At 37.0% G+C, this 18,570-nt stretch carries 23 protein-coding genes; 17 read left to right on the top strand and 6 right to left on the bottom strand.

Annotated elements, in window-relative coordinates; genetic code table 11:
• Positions 1-32 precede the first annotated feature (32 nt).
• Positions 33-518, top strand: a complete 486-nt coding sequence (locus tag DCO56_RS09265) for a hypothetical protein (RefSeq protein ID WP_108633453.1) — start codon at positions 33-35, stop codon at positions 516-518.
• Between the two features lie 562 nt (positions 519-1,080).
• Here the strand turns inward: DCO56_RS09265 and DCO56_RS09270 are convergent.
• Positions 1,081-1,890: a LuxR C-terminal-related transcriptional regulator gene (locus tag DCO56_RS09270; RefSeq protein WP_108633454.1), complete on the bottom strand. Its 810-nt coding sequence runs from the start codon at positions 1,888-1,890 to the stop codon at positions 1,081-1,083.
• A gap of 216 nt (positions 1,891-2,106) precedes the next feature.
• Between DCO56_RS09270 and DCO56_RS09275 the strand changes: the two genes are divergently transcribed.
• The 9 genes from DCO56_RS09275 (at position 2,107) to DCO56_RS09315 (ending at position 8,793) form a co-directional block, all read left to right on the top strand.
• Complete coding sequence (locus DCO56_RS09275; RefSeq protein ID WP_108633455.1) at positions 2,107-3,213, top strand: ISAs1 family transposase; 1,107 nt, start codon at positions 2,107-2,109, stop codon at positions 3,211-3,213.
• 72 nt (positions 3,214-3,285) lie between these two features.
• A complete protein-coding gene (locus DCO56_RS09280) occupies positions 3,286-3,732 on the top strand; it encodes a hypothetical protein (RefSeq protein WP_108633456.1) in 447 nt (148 codons plus the stop codon).
• A 16-nt stretch (positions 3,733-3,748) separates the two neighbouring features.
• Complete coding sequence (locus tag DCO56_RS09285; protein WP_108633457.1) at positions 3,749-4,138, top strand: hypothetical protein; 390 nt, start codon at positions 3,749-3,751, stop codon at positions 4,136-4,138.
• Positions 4,139-4,403: 265 nt separating this feature from the next.
• Positions 4,404-5,135: a hypothetical protein gene (locus DCO56_RS09290; protein ID WP_108633458.1), complete on the top strand. Its 732-nt coding sequence runs from the start codon at positions 4,404-4,406 to the stop codon at positions 5,133-5,135.
• 264 nt (positions 5,136-5,399) lie between these two features.
• The gene (locus DCO56_RS09295) at positions 5,400-5,603 is read left to right on the top strand and encodes a hypothetical protein (protein ID WP_108633459.1); all 204 of its coding nucleotides are present in this window, start codon (positions 5,400-5,402) and stop codon (positions 5,601-5,603) included.
• Between the two features lie 123 nt (positions 5,604-5,726).
• On the top strand, positions 5,727-6,689 hold the full coding sequence (locus DCO56_RS09300; RefSeq protein WP_108633460.1) for a hypothetical protein: 963 nt from the start codon (positions 5,727-5,729) through the stop codon (positions 6,687-6,689).
• 86 nt (positions 6,690-6,775) lie between these two features.
• Complete coding sequence (locus DCO56_RS09305; protein ID WP_108633461.1) at positions 6,776-7,372, top strand: hypothetical protein; 597 nt, start codon at positions 6,776-6,778, stop codon at positions 7,370-7,372.
• Positions 7,373-7,413: 41 nt separating this feature from the next.
• On the top strand, positions 7,414-8,184 hold the full coding sequence (locus tag DCO56_RS09310) for a helix-turn-helix transcriptional regulator (RefSeq protein ID WP_108633462.1): 771 nt from the start codon (positions 7,414-7,416) through the stop codon (positions 8,182-8,184).
• Between the two features lie 114 nt (positions 8,185-8,298).
• A complete protein-coding gene (locus tag DCO56_RS09315) occupies positions 8,299-8,793 on the top strand; it encodes a hypothetical protein (protein WP_108633463.1) in 495 nt (164 codons plus the stop codon).
• A 983-nt stretch (positions 8,794-9,776) separates the two neighbouring features.
• On the opposite strand, the gene DCO56_RS09325 is transcribed toward DCO56_RS09315, so the two are convergent.
• Positions 9,777-10,172, bottom strand: a complete 396-nt coding sequence (locus DCO56_RS09325; RefSeq protein ID WP_108633465.1) for a (deoxy)nucleoside triphosphate pyrophosphohydrolase — start codon at positions 10,170-10,172, stop codon at positions 9,777-9,779.
• Between the two features lie 227 nt (positions 10,173-10,399).
• Here DCO56_RS09325 and DCO56_RS09330 point away from each other — a divergent pair, with 227 nt between their 5' ends.
• Together DCO56_RS09330 and DCO56_RS29515 are read left to right on the top strand one after the other, a co-directional pair.
• Positions 10,400-10,606, top strand: coding sequence for a hypothetical protein (locus DCO56_RS09330; protein ID WP_108633466.1), 207 nt, complete (start codon positions 10,400-10,402; stop codon positions 10,604-10,606).
• A 41-nt stretch (positions 10,607-10,647) separates the two neighbouring features.
• Positions 10,648-10,806 carry a hypothetical protein gene (locus DCO56_RS29515; RefSeq protein ID WP_219929348.1) on the top strand — a complete coding sequence of 53 codons (159 nt, stop codon included), beginning with the start codon at positions 10,648-10,650 and terminating at the stop codon, positions 10,804-10,806.
• A gap of 346 nt (positions 10,807-11,152) precedes the next feature.
• Here DCO56_RS29515 and DCO56_RS09335 read toward each other — a convergent pair whose 3' ends face one another.
• Entirely contained in the window at positions 11,153-11,515 is a 363-nt protein-coding gene (locus tag DCO56_RS09335; RefSeq protein WP_108633467.1) for a winged helix-turn-helix transcriptional regulator, read from the bottom strand.
• 110 nt (positions 11,516-11,625) lie between these two features.
• On the opposite strand from DCO56_RS09335, the gene DCO56_RS09340 reads away from it, so the two are divergent.
• A complete protein-coding gene (locus tag DCO56_RS09340) occupies positions 11,626-12,618 on the top strand; it encodes a YhdH/YhfP family quinone oxidoreductase (RefSeq protein WP_108633468.1) in 993 nt (330 codons plus the stop codon).
• A gap of 67 nt (positions 12,619-12,685) precedes the next feature.
• Here the strand turns inward: DCO56_RS09340 and DCO56_RS09345 are convergent, their stop codons facing one another.
• Positions 12,686-13,090 carry a winged helix-turn-helix transcriptional regulator gene (locus tag DCO56_RS09345; RefSeq protein ID WP_108633469.1) on the bottom strand — a complete coding sequence of 135 codons (405 nt, stop codon included), beginning with the start codon at positions 13,088-13,090 and terminating at the stop codon, positions 12,686-12,688.
• A 258-nt stretch (positions 13,091-13,348) separates the two neighbouring features.
• Between DCO56_RS09345 and DCO56_RS09350 the strand changes: the two genes are divergently transcribed.
• The 3 genes from DCO56_RS09350 to DCO56_RS09360 all read left to right on the top strand — a co-directional run bounded on the left by DCO56_RS09350 (position 13,349) and on the right by DCO56_RS09360 (position 16,131).
• Positions 13,349-14,284, top strand: a complete 936-nt coding sequence (locus tag DCO56_RS09350; protein WP_108633730.1) for an aromatic alcohol reductase — start codon at positions 13,349-13,351, stop codon at positions 14,282-14,284.
• 475 nt (positions 14,285-14,759) lie between these two features.
• The gene (locus DCO56_RS09355) at positions 14,760-15,578 is read left to right on the top strand and encodes a hypothetical protein (protein ID WP_108633470.1); all 819 of its coding nucleotides are present in this window, start codon (positions 14,760-14,762) and stop codon (positions 15,576-15,578) included.
• A 67-nt stretch (positions 15,579-15,645) separates the two neighbouring features.
• Positions 15,646-16,131, top strand: a complete 486-nt coding sequence (locus DCO56_RS09360; RefSeq protein ID WP_108633471.1) for a hypothetical protein — start codon at positions 15,646-15,648, stop codon at positions 16,129-16,131.
• Positions 16,132-16,477: 346 nt separating this feature from the next.
• On the opposite strand, the gene DCO56_RS09370 is transcribed toward DCO56_RS09360, so the two are convergent.
• Positions 16,478-16,885 carry an HIT family protein gene (locus tag DCO56_RS09370; RefSeq protein ID WP_245935804.1) on the bottom strand — a complete coding sequence of 136 codons (408 nt, stop codon included), beginning with the start codon at positions 16,883-16,885 and terminating at the stop codon, positions 16,478-16,480.
• Between the two features lie 159 nt (positions 16,886-17,044).
• On the bottom strand, positions 17,045-17,425 hold the full coding sequence (locus DCO56_RS09375) for a winged helix-turn-helix transcriptional regulator (protein ID WP_108633473.1): 381 nt from the start codon (positions 17,423-17,425) through the stop codon (positions 17,045-17,047).
• Positions 17,426-17,608: 183 nt separating this feature from the next.
• Here DCO56_RS09375 and DCO56_RS09380 point away from each other — a divergent pair, with 183 nt between their 5' ends.
• Positions 17,609-18,568: an NADP-dependent oxidoreductase gene (locus DCO56_RS09380; RefSeq protein ID WP_108633474.1), complete on the top strand. Its 960-nt coding sequence runs from the start codon at positions 17,609-17,611 to the stop codon at positions 18,566-18,568.
• Positions 18,569-18,570 lie beyond the last annotated feature (2 nt).

The raw sequence follows: 18,570 nt of genomic DNA on the forward strand, positions 1-18,570 counted from the left end.
TTCATTTCAATTTAAATCAGCTATAATTATTTATGGATTTTAATATCGCTTTGACAATGGACTCCAGGGCAGGAGTTAAGAGCCATATGCTAACAAATCTTTCTATCTATATGAAGGCATTTTTTAAAGACAAGGATTATGGTGCTGATCTTCTAAACTATACATTAGGTTTTACCAGCGTTCTGGCCCCTGAAGGATTTGGACATTTTTTTGAGAAGAAGAAGCCATTATATATTTCGGATAGAACGACCAAGAATAGATTTACAGGTGAGCAACACTATATGTACAAACTATTGATAGATGGTATAGTAATCGCTCCTGATCAGTATGAAGATTTTGTGTCAGGAACTGACTTTCATAGTTTGGAAGTTATTAAAGCCAAAATATTGGAATCTCTATCCAGTTTGGATCGTTTACCTAAAAAGGTGGAAGACTTTGATAAAGAAAGATTCAAGATGGATATGATAACTGTTCTTTCACAAACAGACGATAATCATATCATTTCTTTTCAGCCTTAAATACTAGCCCACAGGCAACTGCGATAAAGGAATATGTCAATAAAAGCCCTAAGTGAATAGTTCTCAGAATAAGATAAGATGTCAAACAAAAACCAATAACGGTAAGGGATATAAAAATAGGTTTCTCCCATTTAGTGTTAATCCTGTAATAGTCAAGTTGTCTAAATGTTATTATATTAGATTATATTAGCGATTAATGTTGGAAAAGAGCCTCCCACCAAACCGATTAACGAGAATAGAAAAGCCAAACGCAGTTCATAAAAAGCAGTTTCTGGGCTTGGCTCCCACATGAGGCGATAGATAGCAAGTGATATTAAAAATAACAATATATAGTACAACCCCAGTGCTTAAAAATATATGACCAGTTCATTTAATAATTTCCTAAAAAGTTTTTAATACCACTCATAAATAATATTTATAGTGAGATTCGTTCATGTTATCAAATACTTTTGATACACCCGTATTCAACCATCGTTTGTAGGTAAGTTTGCCATTCATGAACAGACGAGTTCATTTTCTGATAAATCTTTAATATCATTTTGGGCGCTTTTATATGTATACTTTAAATGAAAAATTCTATATTGGAAAAACAAATAAGCTGCAATAATCCCCATTCGATACATTTGCGGATAAATTCAACTACACTTTTTGTTTCCGTTTTCCGAAATAGATTTTTCCGATGTGTCCTTACAGTATCGGGCGAGATAAAAAGCTTTTCAGCAATCTGCGGGCTTGAGTTCCCTTTGGCAACCAAGGATACTATTTCCATCTCACGCTTTGAAAATTTAGGAATATCAAATTGTGGAAGCTGTTTAGATAGGTCGATCTGACAGTAATCATCACGCATACCAATACCGGTCACGAGTACAATTTTATTATTACTTTGGGTTATGTGTTGTACATCAGTATGGATATTCAAAGCTGAAGTCAACCTTCCGAAATCATCTTTGGCCAAATGTATAGCTTGATGATGAAATAGGTGATAGCTGCCATTGGAAACACGCATGCGAAAACAATAAGAAGTTTTCAAAAACAGTTGGTGTTCGAATCCAATTTCCTTCATTTTGACTAACGTAGCTTCTTCTGCTTTCAGGACAAACTCCAGGTCCTCCGGATGTATTTGGTCTATGATCTCTCTTATTGTCGTTGGTTGAGTTGCCAATCCATGGATACTTGCGGTGTTTTCTGAAACTTGGGAAAGCGAATAGTCCGCTATATTGATCACATAGTGGTAATACGGACCAACTGCCAAAAGATCTGATAGGTGATTAACAATATCATATGATTTTTCGGATTGAAAATTATTTGACAATGCATCAGGATAACTTTCCCAAAGGTCGGCGAGGAGGTGATGATGTTTCTTAGGTTCCATAGGCGCTCAGTCCATAGTCAATAACGTGGCTTAGTAAATAGGTTACTTATTCTTACTAAAATATAAAAAATATTTTAATATACCTCAATTGGGGTATATAGCCCAGGGCTAACGCATTAAAAATAAAAAATTCAGGAGAGTTTCCACATTTTTAGGTTTTCGATGTTGGTAATATGTGTTTCGTTAATGTTCTGATGGAGGTATCTTTGTTCCATCATGTTAGAGAAAAAGAGTACCCTTCATCACTATTTTGAACAGTTTCCCGACCACCGGATTAGCCGGAACAAGAAGCATCTTTTGAGTGACATCATCATTCTGTCGATCCTTGGTGTACTTTGTGGTGCTGAATCCTGGGATTCCATTGAGGCTTTCGGTAAAACCAAGCTTGGTTTTCTCAAAGGTTTTCTCAAACTGCCTCATGGGATTCCCTCACACGACACGATCAATCGTGTCTTCAGCGGTCTTCGGCCCAAGTTGTTTGAAAAAATGTTCGTAGAATGGGCAGGTAGCCTGAAGAATGAGTCGATCAAAAAGGAGGTCATCAGTATAGATGGGAAGAGCATTAGGGGTTCAAGGGATAGTTTTCATTCCCAGAGTCCAATACACATGGTGAGCGCATGGGCATCCAGTAATGAGCTGGTATTGGGACAATTGAAAGTCTCTGATAAGAGCAACGAGATCACCGCAATCCCCCTTTTATTGGAACTGCTGGACATAGAAGGGAGCATCGTGACCATAGATGCTATGGGTACCCAAGTCGATATTGCACAGAAGATCGTAGAGAACAAGGCGGATTATATCCTATCGGTCAAGGGAAACCAACAGGAACTATCGGATCAGATAAAGGGTCGATTTGAAAACCAGCTTCCAGCAGACGCAGATCTCGCCCAGGAGAAAGGGCACGGACGCATAGAAAGCCGTAAATGCGAGGTGATCACCGACCTTACCTTCATAGACAACAGTATTTCATGGGCTTCAATAAAATCGGTGGTACGCATAAGTTCCACAAGGGAGATAGGAAACAAGGTGACCACAGAACAGCGCTATTATATCAGCAGCTTGAGTGAAAAAGCGGCACATTTCAATAGTTATATCAGGTTACACTGGGGCGTGGAAAACAAGTTGCACTGGTCACTGGATATGATATTTAATGAGGACAGGCAAAGAAAGAGAACAAAGAATGCCGCCGACAACTTCTCATATATTAGAAAAATAGGACTCAATCTGCTCAAAAAGGATACATCAAAGGGCTCATTGGTCACAAAGAGACTCAAAGCGGGATGGGATGATAAGTATCTAATGCAAATTTTTAATCAAATTTAAATGCGTTGACCCTGGTATATAGCCAACAAATGCTTTGCTGTAAATTAGCATTCGATATGATATATTAATTTAATGAAAACTGAACGTTTTAATGATCAGAACAAGAGGTTGACCGACTTTCGGACAGAGGTGTTGGTTGTTTGTCCGACATGTCGAGGGCAGGCTGTGGCAAGTGTAGATTATGCGAACAAAAAATCAAGGTTGCAATGTATATCCTGTGGTTATAACAAAGAAAAAACAACAGAAGCACGGGTGTTTGGAATTAAAGGACATATAGAGGTGGCTGCACATATTTATTTCAGTGCAGAATTGTGGTTGGTACATACCTTTAAAGATGATGTTGTTTGGGCCTATAATTACGCGCATCTTGATTATTTAGAAAGTTATATTTCTGCCAAATTACGGGAGCATAAACAAAGAAGTCATTTCACTTTGCTCGAAAAGCTGCCCAAATTTTACCATGATGCCAAAAATCGAACAGCATTGTTGAAATTGATCAACAAAATGCGCAAGCAATAGCTATAACCCTGGATCTATGAAAAGACTGTATGTGATTCTCTTTCTATTATTATTTGGATGGGATGATTTCGCGTCAGCACAAGCGACTCAACCAAAAGATAGCCTCTTGCTGGCAAAGACCTTTCTGCTCGATATTCAGAGATCCTTGTCTAAGAAACAAGAAAGACAACAAAAGATCGTTATGCTTGACAGCTTAATCAACAAAGGAAAATCGTTGGACAAGGTCTTTCACCGCAGTCAATTATCCCACCTATCACGCTCATTTCAATTTATATTGCAGTCTTTGGTACTATACAAATCTGATCTCAAAATTGCTGCTGATAGCCCTATGGAAAGGCAGTATCTCGATAAGAACATCCCATTACTGCTCAAACAGATCGATAATTTTCGTGCTTCCAGACGATAGGTACCCAGTTCGCTATCTATACACCAAACTCTTCCCTTATAACTGCTGCATATCAATAGATATTTTAAAAATACCCCATTTGGGGTATTTATACGCTTGAACCACATCGTTAAATTTGTAGAATACATTTAATAGTATCTTAGAAAAAACGTTTATTTAGTTCGTTCCCAGCTTATCTTCGAGTAGTTTGGATTGAAGGAAGCATCATTTAACCATAGATTATACCTGTTCTGACAATTATATCTAACATTTAAATAAAAAACAAATGAAAAAATTCCTGATAATTTCCTTACTCTTTTTGGGATTAGGCAAAGTTGACGCACAAAATATCGAATGGTTAAATTCACAAAATGATAAAGTAAAAATTCACTTTGACAACATTTTCATAATTCCGTCGTCTGATTTTCAATATAATGTGAATGGGGTAAAGATTATAAAAAGTATAGGTGATAAAAAAACAATAAGTATTTTGTGGAATCAAATTGAAGATATAGAAAAACAAAAGATAAGCAATTATATCCAACTTGAATTTAAAAAGTCCAGTGACTATACTATTGAAAAAATCGGTATTGAGTTTACAGATGTTGCATTAAAAAACGAGTATTATAAAAAATTGATCGATTTAACGACAAAAGCAGGCGTCAAAATGCCAGAGAAGATTTTAACAATTGAAAATAAATTGGAGGAAATTTTAGAAGGGAATTCCTATCAAAACAAATTGAATAATGAAACAACAGAAGAGGTTGTTTTTAAATATGGTATGTTTTATTGGAAAATGGGAATAAAAAATGATGGGAATAAAAAGAAGTATCTTACCTATCAAGCTAAATTAAATGATATTAGCAAAGTTGAAATTTTGAAAGAAAAAGATCAAACTTTTATAGCTTTTCATTATGTCCAAGGTGGAGGAGTTAAACTTCCGATTAAGGGAAATGATAGTGAAAAAGCAACAACTCTATTCAAAGATATTCAAAACAAATATCGCGATCAAAAATAATAATGGCATCATTGGCTCTATTTCTATTCAATGACAATAGATCCTGCAAACTAAAACAAGCTGAAGTATAGAACATATTTCCACCTAATGTAGAATTTTAGATCAAAAAAATGAAAGAATTTATCACAATCATTGCATTATTTAAATCGAAACAAACTACGAATAATTTGGCCAATGACTACAATACAGAAGCCAATTTAGATGGATAACCAAGCTTGCAATTGCCAGAAGATTCGAAGATTTTATCGATGATGTTACTACAACATGGGGGTAGACCTTAATATGATAGATATAAGTGATAGCCGTACAGTATTGGATTATGTAAGAAGTGAACAAGAAAAATATAAAAACACTCCAATTGAAACAATGTTAAAAAGATACTACAAAAAACTTTGTGACGAAGGAGCCAACCTAAAAATGAACTTTGATAAAAATAACCAATCCTGTGCTGGTGCATCCCACCAGTAATCGGCCCTAAAGTATATGATAATGAAAACAAATTTTATACAAACTACGATTAACTCACGGCTTAGTCAGTTAACTTCAAGTAAGTATGTATTCTTGTATTGGTAATAGAAACTTATAACAATTATGAAAAAAAGTTTAATACTGCTATTTTTCCTAGGATGGGTAGGAATAGCGCAAGGACAGGTTACAAAAGACACCTTATATAGCCGATTAAAATTAGATAATAAAAGCATATCTGATGACATTTATAATCCTATAAATTTTGTAACGATCACGGAGCGAATGCCAAAAGCAAACGGATATAATACCACTTATAAATTTATACTTGGAGCAGGGATGGATTATATTAAAAAAGGGTCTCAGATACATCTCGACTTTAAAAAGGAATATATTGACGCATTAGGGACAGATTGTGACCTACAGGTTTTAGCATATATTCAACGAAAAGATAAAACGATAAAACCGTTGAGCGTATTTGGTTTTACAGAAGTAGTTGAAGAAACCAATAATGAAGGGCTCATGAAAAATGCAAGTGATTCACCTTTATTACAAACTACAGGAGTTCAATACGGTTATCAAATAAAAACGGATAAAGCATCGGGCGAATCTTATTCTGGTGAAATCAATTTAGCTTGGGAAGAAATTGCAGAAGAGGATAAAATCATCCTTCATGTAAACAACAAAGCTAAAAATAAGACAGGTTTTACAATGACCTTTATATATGATGATTTTGGGTGGAAACAAAATCCAACGGGAGGTTTTAGTTTCGTTAAAATTGCAAAATCAGAGTTTACAGAATTTTCTCCGGCAGCAAGTATAGGCTATACATTTCGATATAAACCTCGTCGTTCCAGTAGTTTCTTGAGCCATTTTTTTTCTCCTAGTTTTGGACCGATGCTTCACGTTTTCCAAAATGGAGATAATACGACAATAGGTGCCGGTGTATCAGCCTCTACATTTTACAACATGATAAGTGTCGGTTTTGGAAGTACTATAAATGGAGTGAACCACGGGAAGCCGTATTTTTCCATCGGTTTGAATTTTATAGAAAGCTACAATACATTGACGGGGCTCTTGAATAAATAACAATATGAGAAATATTAATCATGAGGTTTCACACGTTGAATTAAATAGCTGAAGGTAGTAATTTGGAATTATCGTTACCATTTTTCATGCGTTACACCATCCTACTATATCTACTGTTATCTTTCCTGAGTCTATCCGCTCAGGAAAAGGTAACACTTTACAAAGGAAAAAAAAAACGGATCAGCCCCGTCGTTGAAACGCGGGACAGTAAGGGCTTTGATCCTTTCAAGATAGCTGAACGAGTAGAACTATTATTCTACACCAGTAATCGCTTATTGTGGCACCATAACACTGGAAAAAATCCCAATGCACTGATGGCAGATGGACTTATAAATATCCCGCAAGACAGCATCGCTGCGCGAGTGCAGTTGGATTCTGTGCAATGTTCCGATTGGCAGTATACCTTGTATCAAAGTCAGCTCTGTGAAGAAATGGTAGTTGCTGGATGTTATGAACCACGGCATCTGCTTGTTTTTTACGATGATAGTAATAAGGTAATTGGCTTTATCGAAATTTGTGTCAGTTGCTCCGGTGCCTGGATCAGCGAAGGACTCCGGACTTTTGTTGTCTGCCCCGAACGAATGGCTGTTCTTGGGAGCATGGTGAATCAGATCGCAGAAATGAACAGCATCAGCGCTAGAGTTACAACAAAAAGCGATAAACAAAAACGAAAGTTCAGGTAAACAAACCTTTATTTCTATAGGAAAATATAAGCATTAGGATCATGGAAAATAATGAAAACCAACTGGTGACTTCATGGGACAATTACCCTGAGATATTTTCTCCCGAAAAAGGAGTGGAACAGCAGCTCAGTTTAGTAGATCTATTAGCAGATCTTCTATTTACAGGCAATTATTATTACTATACCATTGATATACTTGGTCAGGCGATTTCAAACCAGCATCCGAATATTCTCAAAACACATGGTCTAGCTGATATACCTAAAACATTAAATGAAATAGTCGAATTGGTTCATTCAGATGATATGGGGTTTGTGATTCGGGCAGAGGAAGCGGCACATCGATATATTCTTAGTGTTGGCATTCAGCATATACAATCGTTGAAATGCTGCTATTGTTTTCGTATGCGTGTCGCAAACGGCACGTACCGACTTTTTCATCACCAGTCTATATCTATTGTAGTGGACAGTAAATTTCGAATGGTCAAAAGCCTCAATATTCATACGGATATAGAACATATTACCAGCGTCAATAATAATATTGTAACTGTTATGGGCATCCGGGGAAATAATGAATTCTATCAAATATTAATAAACGACAGTAAAATGCATTCCTTCCCAGCTCTGAAACTCACTATAAGAGAGTGCGAAATTCTACGATACATTGCCAAAGGATTTTCGAGTGAAAAAATTGCCGAAGCTCTGGGTATCACAACTAATACCTGTAGAACACACCGTAAAAATTTATTCCGAAAAATAGGCTGTCATAGCGTTGCAAGTTTGATTAAAAAGTCCACAGATTTAGGGCTGTTATAAAAGTTGTTTACTTGATCGGGAAAGGTAAATATTTTAAAAATACCCCATTTGTGGTATTTACTTTTATCTATCAAATAGGTAAGTTCGCTTTACTATTTAACTGAAAAATTAGCTATGAAAACAATTGCAAAGATGATATTTATGTTTATGTTTATCGGTTTGGTAAACAAAATGCAGGCTCAGACAAAAGAAGAAACGGTAAAGTGGTTCACGGAAAAGATGATGAAAGAATGTTTTCTGGAAGACGATAAACGGAATAACAAAGTTAGAATAACGTCTGTGAAACTCGATGATAATTTTTTGACAATTGATGTAGAAATTAAAAAGGATAAAGACGACAATTTTGGGAAGGCCATACATGTTTTACATCAAGTTAAAGTAGATTTAATCCATTTAGATTTAGGTTTTATTACACAATTCGGAGGATTATCTACGAAAGGAAAGTATGTAGAATTATCTGAAGGACCGGTGAGTAAAACTCTTTTAACGTCTTATTATTTTTTTCGAATAAATCCTTCCTGTGAGCCAGATATAGCCAATCGGTTTAGAAGAGCAATTGAACATTATCTATCACTGCTACCCGCAAGAAAAGGGAACGAAATATTTTAATTCAAGTCAATATAAATGAAACTCATATCTCCAGCGTATCGCCGACATAATCCTTGAATTTCAAAGATTCCTTTGCTATACACATTTAAATCAAATATATATGGCAAATAAATTTTTAATTAAGGACAACATGCAGGACATGTAGACGCTGTATTCTAGCGAAATCGCCGCATTGAAACGTGGAGTATATGCAGGTGTCCAATTGTTGGATTATAACGAAAAATGCGTACACCAGCTCCAATAAACTACTTTGTAAGTGCTATGCCAAAGAACTGAAAGATCTGGAGCAGAACAAGCTCATCAAGCATACAGTTATGATGAATTGCCTGTATTAGTGGAGTACACCGCGGCAGATTACGTTTATACCCTAGACAAAGTAATTGAGGAATTGCATAATTGGGGGGGCAAATCACAGAAAAAATATATTGGGGAAGTAAGAATTGTCATTAAAAAGCTTCCATTGTAGGGTAAGTGTTCAAAAACAGGTAATTCTACCAAAATGGTAAGTCTCCAGACCAAAGAGCGATACTACCGGGAGTGGCTCTACCCTTATACCCCATTCGATAGTCCGCTCTAATTTGGGTTTTATCGTTATATGAAGATAGCAAATTTCCGGGTTTAGTTAACCAGTGGTATTTTTAGTAATGCAACAACTAAAGGTTATCATGGTAGAGGGTGTTTTTCTTTAGACTTCCAATTTGGAATTCCGATCGTCTGCAAATCTTAAATAACGTGAACATTTAAGGCAAATTAAATGGTTAATAATACCGTCTGCTTGCAATCTATAAAATCAATGTTTTGATCAACATTTTCGATAAAATGAACAATAGCTGTTTCAGATAACCTGCTTATCTTTATAGATAGAAAACCACGCGTTGGTTTCAAGGCTAATAGCATCGACCAAGTAGCCAAATTGCTTCCCTCTGCCGGTTAGAGGGAAGCTCTTTTTGTTTTAGGACTTTTATGTACGCAGATAGCTGCTATTATTTGATTGATGTAGTGTAAGCGATATACTCGTTTACAATAGGTACGTCAGCTTCTGCCCAGTCATAATCAAGCAATTGATCTATCGCTACCCATATTGCCTGGGCATGCTCCAGCGCTTTTACTTCTCCAGCTTGTAGGCTGCATACAAAAGGGTAAAGCTGCAGCGAAAAGTCAGCATAGTGTTGCTCGACCATCGTGAGCGCCTTGTGTATGGTGATATCAATATTGAGTTCCTCCTTAATCTCTCTGCGTAGGCAGTCTTCTTTGGATTCTCCGCTTTCGATCTTTCCTCCCGGAAATTCCCATTTCAATGGCAGTTTCATCGAGGCAGACCGTTGGCAGATCAATATTTTATTGGCGTGTTCTATTATCGCGCAGGTTACTTGTAGCATACGGGTCTAAAGGTAATGATTATCCAACAATAGAATCGCTTATAATAGATTAAATACAGGGTTTCCGAAGAATATGGTCTGCTGAATTAACTAAGGGTTTTCAGACCGTAGCTATCAGAATCATATAGGTCAAGATCCTTTATCGAAAGAATTTTCCATGTTTCTTCTGTTAATTACATCTACATAATTAGCCGTTTTTATTTAAGTTTGAATAGAACCAAATTGTGATGACTGAATTCAAAGAACATATCGAAATTATTAGAGAAACTTACGGCACGCGATTCGAAGCCTGGCGTGTACTCATTGATCCCAAGGAAAAGCTGTATCCCGTTCATTGGAAATGGGATGAGGGGAAGTTTGCTGATAGAGACTTGGCTGTGCAAAATATGAAACGCCGTTATCCAGCTTTAGAAATCAGGTTCTGCCGATCCTGACCGCTTGATTTTATAGAAATGATCTTCTATTTTGTCTCCATATGAACGAGGATCTGCAAACTTATCTCCATGCTTTTACCCATTTAAATAGGGGGAGTACCAGATATGGGCTGGCACCGCATAAGCCAATCTTGCTTTTGACTTTAATAGAGCTGATTGACAAAGGTATAGTGATCGACAATCGCTTCGAAGTCAATTAAGCAGTGAGTAGGGAGGGATTCGAACCAACTCTTTCTAAACACTTTAAAACCTCATTTTGATGTGTATTTTTAATTACTGCCATGATTTTGCCACTAAAAATTAATGGCAAAAATCGACGCTATAACCATTCTACAACGACCTTAAAGAACATCTATAACTCTTTAAGGTCAAAGATACGAATTTATCTATTATTGGTCGAAGCATTATTCTACACATATCCGAACCATATAATTTAAAACCTTGATTTAAATTAAATTCGCATTTCTGCCATGACAGTGGTGAGAATTGGGGATATCAAAGCCACTTAGGTACTAACTCAGATCTTTACTAATATCCCGCAGCTTATTAAAGTTCACTAGTCAACTGTTCAATATTCGGGGAATCTTGTTGTTGGAGATGTATATATCCCCATTTACGCATTTCCCGAACGATGGGATAAATACTTTCCCCGTATTCTGTCAAATAATATTCCACCCTCAAAGGAACTTCATTAAAAACTTTGCGGGTAATAATGCCATCACTTTCCAGTTCCTTCAGTTGTTTGGCGATTGTGCGTTCACTGATCGTAGGAAGTGTTTTTTTCATCTCAGTGAAACGGTTCCTTTTTTTCTTAATCAGGACAATAATGGTCGTTTTACATTTTCCTTTGATGACCTGCAGGAAAACATCCGACGGGCAGACCGTTTCAGTTTTTTCTATCTCTGGCATAACTTTATCGTCTGGTAATCAATAAACTAAACTTTTATGCAGTATATGTATTTTTTGTAAGTTATTGTTTGTTAATAATTTAATTATCAAATTTACTAAAAATAATTCTTATGAGCAGAACATTCAGAGCCTTGATGGTGAGAGAAAGTGAAGGTGTTTACAATACCGCTGTTGAAGAGGTAACATTCGGCGAACTCAACGAAAATGATGTATTGATAGAAGTGGAATATTCATCCGTGAATTATAAAGATGCTTTGTCTGCTTCCGGAAACAAGGGGGTAACGAGAAAATTTCCTCATATACCGGGAATAGATGCAGCCGGAAAAGTGGTTTCTTCAAAGTCAGGCTTATTCATAGAGGGAGAGTCTGTTATTGTCACGGGATATGACCTTGGGATGAATACCTGGGGTGGCTTCGGACAATATATTAGTGTTCCTGCCGGGTGGGTCATCAGATTGCCTCAGGGATTAACGTCGTTTGAAGCAATGTGTTACGGTACTGCGGGTTTAACTGCTGGTATTTCCGTATTTAACCTGATTAAATCAGGACTAACTCCGGATAAGGGGAAAATCGTAGTGAGCGGTGCTACGGGAGGCGTAGGTAGTATCTCTACCGCTATCCTTTCAAAAATCGGATATGATGTAGTCGCAATCTCCGGAAAAAATAACAATGATTATATAAAGAATACACTTGGAGCATCAGAGGTGATTTCCAGGGAAGAGTTTACCTCAAAATATGATGTACGGGCAATGTCAGCCACCGATTTCGCCGGAGGTATCGATTGCGTTGGCGGAAACATACTGTCGGGAATGATCAAGTCTCTCAAATACGGAGGTGCAGTAACTTGCTGCGGCAATGTGGCATCCGGGGACCTGGCTACGAGCATTTATCCCTTTATTTTGAGAGGGGTCAGATTGATTGGTATCGATTCCGTGGAGCAGCCATTATCGTTTAAAGAGGAAATATGGAGCTTTCTTGCCGATGATTTCAAACCGGATTTTTTATCAGAAATGGTACAGGTCATTTCAATTGACAATCTGCCGGAGGCACTGAAGATAATCCTTAAAGGAAGTGCTGAAAAGCGTTTTGTCGTAAAACATTAACTGATAAAATCCTCATAGGCTAATACATTAAAGTTTACTTTGTTTCAGAAATTTCGATTCGCTTAGCCTACTTCGTGTAGTTTTCTCTTGCCAGGTTGAGCTCATTGCTATTACGGGCAATCCATAACCAAAGCGGAGTAACCTGTACCAATAAACCATGGCCTAAAGTTGTTAATTCGTATTCGACCTTTGGCGGAACTTCGGGATGGACGGTCCTTAAAATGAGACCGTCTCTCTCCAGTTCGCGCAGGCATTTGGTCAACATCCGTTGACTGATACCCTTAATGTGGTTCTCCAGGTTTGTAAAACGCATTTTACCATCTATTCCCAACGCGTGAATGACAAAGAGTGACCATTTGTTGCCGACATGATTTAGTATATCATGTTTGAGCTGATCCTGTTCTTTGTTCAGTATCTTGCAAATGTCGTCCCAGGCGTTTACGATTTCTTCGTCCGTCATCAGTCTTTCCATAAAGTATATTTAATGCTAATAAAGATAGATTTTTCTAATGAAAAAACTTTTGCCAAAAGGAACTTTATAATAAAGATGCATTTAGAAAATAAAATTTGACCTTCATTTAAAATTAATGTGACTAAAACTCAAAAAACTAACATCGATGTAAGTAGCTCACAATGAGGTGTCTTATTGTTTTTGGGATTTGAAGGTGGTAATTTTGCATATGAAAAAGAATTCATTAGGATAATGGATTCATATTTTAATTATTTTAATATGGAAAATACATCAGTTTTAATTTTGGGTGCAGGTGAGTTAGGTATGCCTGTTATCCGAAATATATCAAAAAAGGCTAAAAACTATAATAACGTCACAGTAACCGTACTGCTGAGAGAAGCAACGATCAACTCTGAAGATCCGGATAAGAAAAAGAATGTTACAGAGATCCGGGAATTGGGTGTGGAATTGCTCGCAGGGGATCTGTCCGCTCCCTCTTCTGATCTTATTGATATTTTCAGAAATTACGACGCTATTGTTTCGTGTACAGGTTATGGAACAGGCGCTGGAGGTTTTCAGCTGAAGTTGGCCAATGCAGTTATTGATGCCGGTGTCAAAAGATATTTTCCCTGGCAGTTCGGAGTGGACTTTGAAGTGATAGGGCGGGGAAGTGCGCAGGATCTTTTTGATGAGCAGCTTGATGTGAGAGAGCTTTTGAGATCACAAAGTGCCACAAAATGGGTTATTATTTCCACAGGTATGTTTACCAGTTATCTTTTTGAACCGTTCTTCGGCATTTTAGATCTGGAAAATAGATCGATCAATGCTATAGGTGGATGGGATACGGCAGTTACATTGACCACACCGGATGATATTGGCCGGCTTACCGCTGAGATTTTTTTTACAGAACCGCAGATCGAAAATGAGATCGTCTATATCGCCGGTGATACGATCACTTACGAAGATCTGGCTGATATTGCAGAATCATTATCAGGCCGGAAGTATGAGCGTACGCTTTCTGATATGGAAGAGATTACAGATGATCTTAAAAACGATCCTACCAATTTTGTTAAAAAGTACCGTTCTATATTCGGAGCAGGAAAAGGTGTTTCCTGGCCGCTGGAGAATACCTTCAATGGCAAGAACGGAATTCCGACAACCTCTGCCAAACAATGGGCGAAAGATAATATTGACTGGCAATCTTACAGTAGATAGCAATCAGAGTATAGATGATCAAATAATCATAATTAGAAAAAGATGACCGAAAAGGGATGATACGTACTTTTTTCGGTCATTTATTTTTATGCTGTATCGTAATAAATGCAAAGTTGCATTATTGATTCACTGGAACTCATAAATGGCTGATTCCAACTTTCACTGAAGTTGTATAGATTAAAATCTCCTTAAAAAAATCCCTGGTGCCGAAATCTACACATATTCGAACTATCATTTTAAAAACTGTATAAAACTCGGATACGACTATATTCGAAATAATTGCCATGATTCTGCCATTATTAGCGAAGTACAATGAATTGCCAATAGCACTTTTATTCTAAATAGCTATTGGATCCGTAGGTGTATATTTTTATTTTTATTAGAAAAAATAAAAAATGTTTTTGATTTTAGAATAAAACAATAATTCGTAAACTGTAGGAATATTACCTCTACAAAATCTGAACACTTTAACAAAATGAGCTACGAAAATTTATTCGAACAATTTAAAAATTACTATTTCAACAACTACACTTATGTTGGAATCTCCGGAAACGGAAATTTTACAAGGCAAATGACTATGAACACTATTGTTTTTATATTGGCCATGTGTCTTATGTTATCCGTTTATGTACCCTGGGAAAGGCTACTCGGCATTGCTCAATGCTGTTCAGTTTTGCTTTCTTTAATAGGAGTGGTTCTTTCAATTATATTGTTCGTATATCACTCTTTTAGAATACGATCGAAGTTCAATAAAAATGTGTCGGCGGTAATCCTATCAGAAGATCCGAAAAATTTATCGAATCTTTTAGAAGAATATCTTAAGAAGAACAACGATGAAGTAAACACTTTTATCATTGATCGAATCATCTTTTATTGTGATCAACGAATAGAGTTATGGAAACAAACTGCAATAATTGTTTTGTCGTCATTTATTGTCGTTTTATCTGCAATTATAGGCGTGTTTTTGGGACCGCTTCTTATAGAATATTTAGGAGGTAAAGTTGATTGTCCCAGACTAACAATGGAACAAAATATAAAGTATTTGGGGCTATCCTTACTTTTTTTGATAGGAGTAAGCTGCCTTCAATACCAATTCATAAGGGGACGATTGGGGCCAATATATCAATATCAACAATTTAATAACAGTTTAGAAGAACTTAAAAATCACTTAAATGAAAAAGAGGAAGATGTTAAGAGAAAGAAATTAGTCAAAGAGCTATTAACACAAATGGAAAATGAAAACTTATCGAAAAAAGGTTGGTTAAAACAGCTAGTCTATAACTTCCTGAAATAGGACATTCGTTGTAAGCGAACATTAGTCATTGTGGCAATATTTTATTACAAGTCAATCAAAACCAAATATGCATTTTAGTATCGCTTTAACAATGGACACTAGGGCAGGAGGTAAGAGCCATATCCTAACGAATCTTTCTACTTATATGAAGGCATTTTTTAAAGACAGGGATTATGGCGATGATCTTCTAAACTATACGCTAGGTTTTACCAGCGTATTGGCTCCAGAAGGATTTGGACATTTTTTCGAGAAGAAGAAGCCGTTATATGTTTCTGATAGAACAACTAAGAATAGATTTACAGGCGAGCAACACCGTATGTACAGACTATTCATAGATAATATAGTAATTGAGCCTGATGAGTATGAAGATTTTGTATCAGGAACTGATCTTCATAGTTTGGAAATCGTTAAAGCCAAAATTTTAGAATCTTTATTCAATTTCGATCGTTTACCTAAAAAGGTGAAAGACTTTGATAAGGAAAAATTCAGAATAGATATGGTAAACCTACTTGCACAAACAGATGATGAACATATCATTTTTTATCAACCTTAAATATTATCCCACAAACTACCGCAATACCGGAATACATCAACACAAATCTTAGGTTCCAAGTATTCGACAACAGAAAGCATGTTATGCAAATTCCAATTACTGTTAGTGAAATCAAAATCGGTTTTACCCATTTTATATTGACTTTGTAACAATCCAATAGAAAAAATACTACTACATAAGCGAACAAAGTAGGTAGTGAAAGAATAGTCCCGCCGATGAATATATAAGGAAAAAGCCAAAGGTCTTTATAAATTACATCGTCGTCAAACAGTCCAAATGTCGGAAGTAAGAATGCAGCTAGCAGTATAGTACATTCCCAGTGCAAAAATATATACGACCACCTCATCTAATAACTTCCCTTACTCGGTATCACATGCCGTACACCACCTCTAGGATTTTCCATGTCTCCAATATAACGAGGGATCAGGTGGCAATGAAAATGGAACACAGTTTGTCCGGCAGATTCACCGCAGTTCATGCCGATGTTGTAGCCATTGGGGGTGAACTCAGATTCTACCAAGGATCGGGCTAGGCCGATCGCATTATCTAAGTCAGCTTTTTCATCAGTAGTGAGCTTGAAATAATCCTCACGAAGCGCTTTGCTAATAATTAATGTATGACCAGGGCTAACTGGAAAGCCATCTCGGATCAAGAAGAAATGTTGTGTTTCCCCGATTTGTTTGTCGGTTGGTAGTTCTAAAAAGTTTTTTATACTGCTCATGGCTAAATTTCTATAGCGTTTTTTTTCCATCATGAAATAGGGAAGGAGTTTGTACTTAATCTATTATAACTCCAGTTTTATTTTGCCACAAGTGATTTTGCTTTTTTCAATGCGTCATCAATTATATTCATCAACAATTCTATGTTCGAATCAATTTCTTCCTTTGGAAGCATAGGATCTGCAGATCTTTATTTAGAAAATTGGTGTTTTTTGTTTTTGCAACCTGTTCTCTTTAATGATGAGTTGTTTATGTTGCTTACCCCAATCAATCATTTGCAATATCAAGTTGCCATAGGCTTTGGCGTGCTCGGTAAACTCATATTCAATGATAGTCGTGAAGTCAGGGTCTACTTTTCGGGTAATCAGCATATTGTCCTCGAGCTCTTTCAGATTTCGGGAAAGCATTCTTGTTGTGATACCCGGAATACTGCGCTCAATATCAGTAAATCGCTTGTTGCCGCAACAAATTGAATAGATGATCGGTAGCTTCCATTTACCACCAATCACATAGATGGTATCCTGTAACGCCTGTACATCATCTTTATCTATTTTAGTTTTTGCACTTTCAGCCATTATATGTAACCTAATATCTGTGGTACTAAATTAAGTTTTTTAGTTCATTTAAGCAATTTGTGCCCCTATTGATCAAAGTGTTTAAGGTGGGTTTGTAGCCAGTGGGTATCATCGGTGATAGTAACTCCATATCCCAGTACTGAGCATAGTAACTTTGTGCTATAAATAAATTTTGATTGCACAATGAAAGCAGTTATTTTAAAATCCCAGGGAGGCACAGAGCAATTGATGATGGCAGATCTCCCTATACCACATCCCGGAAATGGAGAGGTTCTTATAAAAGTTCATGCCATAGGCATCAATGCGACTGATGTGTATGCTAGGCGGGATAGTCGATTGGATTATATTTTCAATGGAGAATCACCGAAGATCCTTGGATGGGATATCTCTGGGGAGATCGTGGAGATAGGAGCGGATACAGCACATTTCAAAGTAGGTGATGCGGTATTTGGTTTGTTGAATTTTCCGACCTATACGACACCGGGACATGCCAAAGGCTACGCCGAATACGTGGTGGCAAGTATAAATGATATCGCGCTCAAGCCAGCGAATATTAGCTATGAAGAAGCCGCCGCAGTACCAATGGCTGCATTAACGGTGTGGCAGCCGTTGAATAAGTTCAGGATCAAGCCTGGTGACCGGGTATTTATAACAGCGGCCGGCGGCGGTGTAGGCCATTTCGCAGTTCAGCTCGCTAAATATTTTGGGGCTTATGTTATCGCATTGGCATCAGGCGCTAAAAGAGAGTTCGTCTTGGGATTGGGAGCCGATGAGTTTATAGACTATCAGACTACCAATTTTCTTGATATCCTTTCCCCGGTTGATTATGTCATCGAAGGACTACGTGATGAGCATATTGCTAAATCTATGCAGGCGCTTAAGGATGGTGCAACCTTGCTTAGCCTCTGGGATCATATCGTAGGCAGTAAGTGGGCAGATTTGGCTGTTCAGCGCAATATTAATGCATTTTACAATAACGTAGTATCAAATGGACAAGATATGAAAGCACTTGCCCGATTGTTGGAAGAACAAAAATTAGTGCCTCACATATCCAAGCGATTTGGACTCGATGAAATCCCATTGGCGCATTCGGCGATAGAAAGCAATCATACCACAGGAAAAGTGATTATCAAGGTTCTCTAAAC

The sequence above is a fragment of the Sphingobacterium athyrii genome, from assembly GCF_003071065.1.
In the GTDB taxonomy this organism is placed as follows: Bacteria; Bacteroidota; Bacteroidia; order Sphingobacteriales; family Sphingobacteriaceae; genus Sphingobacterium; species Sphingobacterium athyrii.

Bases quoted from the DNA above. Each gene is read 5' to 3' on its own strand.
- DCO56_RS09335 (WP_108633467.1), bottom strand. From the start codon at position 11,515: ATGCCAGAGATAGAAAAAACTGAAACGGTCTGCCCGTCGGATGTTTTC.
- DCO56_RS09360 (WP_108633471.1), top strand. From the start codon at position 15,646: ATGCATTTTAGTATCGCTTTAACAATGGACACTAGGGCAGGAGGTAAG.
- DCO56_RS09275 (WP_108633455.1), top strand. From the start codon at position 2,107: ATGTTAGAGAAAAAGAGTACCCTTCATCACTATTTTGAACAGTTTCCC.
- DCO56_RS09290 (WP_108633458.1), top strand. From the start codon at position 4,404: ATGAAAAAATTCCTGATAATTTCCTTACTCTTTTTGGGATTAGGCAAA.
- DCO56_RS09350 (WP_108633730.1), top strand. From the start codon at position 13,349: ATGGAAAATACATCAGTTTTAATTTTGGGTGCAGGTGAGTTAGGTATG.
- DCO56_RS09330 (WP_108633466.1), top strand. From the start codon at position 10,400: ATGACTGAATTCAAAGAACATATCGAAATTATTAGAGAAACTTACGGC.
- DCO56_RS09380 (WP_108633474.1), top strand. From the start codon at position 17,609: ATGAAAGCAGTTATTTTAAAATCCCAGGGAGGCACAGAGCAATTGATG.
- DCO56_RS09270 (WP_108633454.1), bottom strand. From the start codon at position 1,890: ATGGAACCTAAGAAACATCATCACCTCCTCGCCGACCTTTGGGAAAGT.
- DCO56_RS09355 (WP_108633470.1), top strand. From the start codon at position 14,760: ATGAGCTACGAAAATTTATTCGAACAATTTAAAAATTACTATTTCAAC.
- DCO56_RS09315 (WP_108633463.1), top strand. From the start codon at position 8,299: ATGAAAACAATTGCAAAGATGATATTTATGTTTATGTTTATCGGTTTG.
- DCO56_RS09370 (WP_245935804.1), bottom strand. From the start codon at position 16,885: ATGATGGAAAAAAAACGCTATAGAAATTTAGCCATGAGCAGTATAAAA.
- DCO56_RS09345 (WP_108633469.1), bottom strand. From the start codon at position 13,090: ATGGAAAGACTGATGACGGACGAAGAAATCGTAAACGCCTGGGACGAC.
- DCO56_RS09375 (WP_108633473.1), bottom strand. From the start codon at position 17,425: ATGGCTGAAAGTGCAAAAACTAAAATAGATAAAGATGATGTACAGGCG.
- DCO56_RS09305 (WP_108633461.1), top strand. From the start codon at position 6,776: ATGCGTTACACCATCCTACTATATCTACTGTTATCTTTCCTGAGTCTA.
- DCO56_RS09300 (WP_108633460.1), top strand. From the start codon at position 5,727: ATGAAAAAAAGTTTAATACTGCTATTTTTCCTAGGATGGGTAGGAATA.
- DCO56_RS09280 (WP_108633456.1), top strand. From the start codon at position 3,286: ATGAAAACTGAACGTTTTAATGATCAGAACAAGAGGTTGACCGACTTT.
- DCO56_RS09285 (WP_108633457.1), top strand. From the start codon at position 3,749: ATGAAAAGACTGTATGTGATTCTCTTTCTATTATTATTTGGATGGGAT.
- DCO56_RS29515 (WP_219929348.1), top strand. From the start codon at position 10,648: ATGAACGAGGATCTGCAAACTTATCTCCATGCTTTTACCCATTTAAAT.
- DCO56_RS09325 (WP_108633465.1), bottom strand. From the start codon at position 10,172: ATGCTACAAGTAACCTGCGCGATAATAGAACACGCCAATAAAATATTG.
- DCO56_RS09310 (WP_108633462.1), top strand. From the start codon at position 7,414: ATGGAAAATAATGAAAACCAACTGGTGACTTCATGGGACAATTACCCT.
- DCO56_RS09340 (WP_108633468.1), top strand. From the start codon at position 11,626: ATGAGCAGAACATTCAGAGCCTTGATGGTGAGAGAAAGTGAAGGTGTT.
- DCO56_RS09295 (WP_108633459.1), top strand. From the start codon at position 5,400: ATGGGGGTAGACCTTAATATGATAGATATAAGTGATAGCCGTACAGTA.
- DCO56_RS09265 (WP_108633453.1), top strand. From the start codon at position 33: ATGGATTTTAATATCGCTTTGACAATGGACTCCAGGGCAGGAGTTAAG.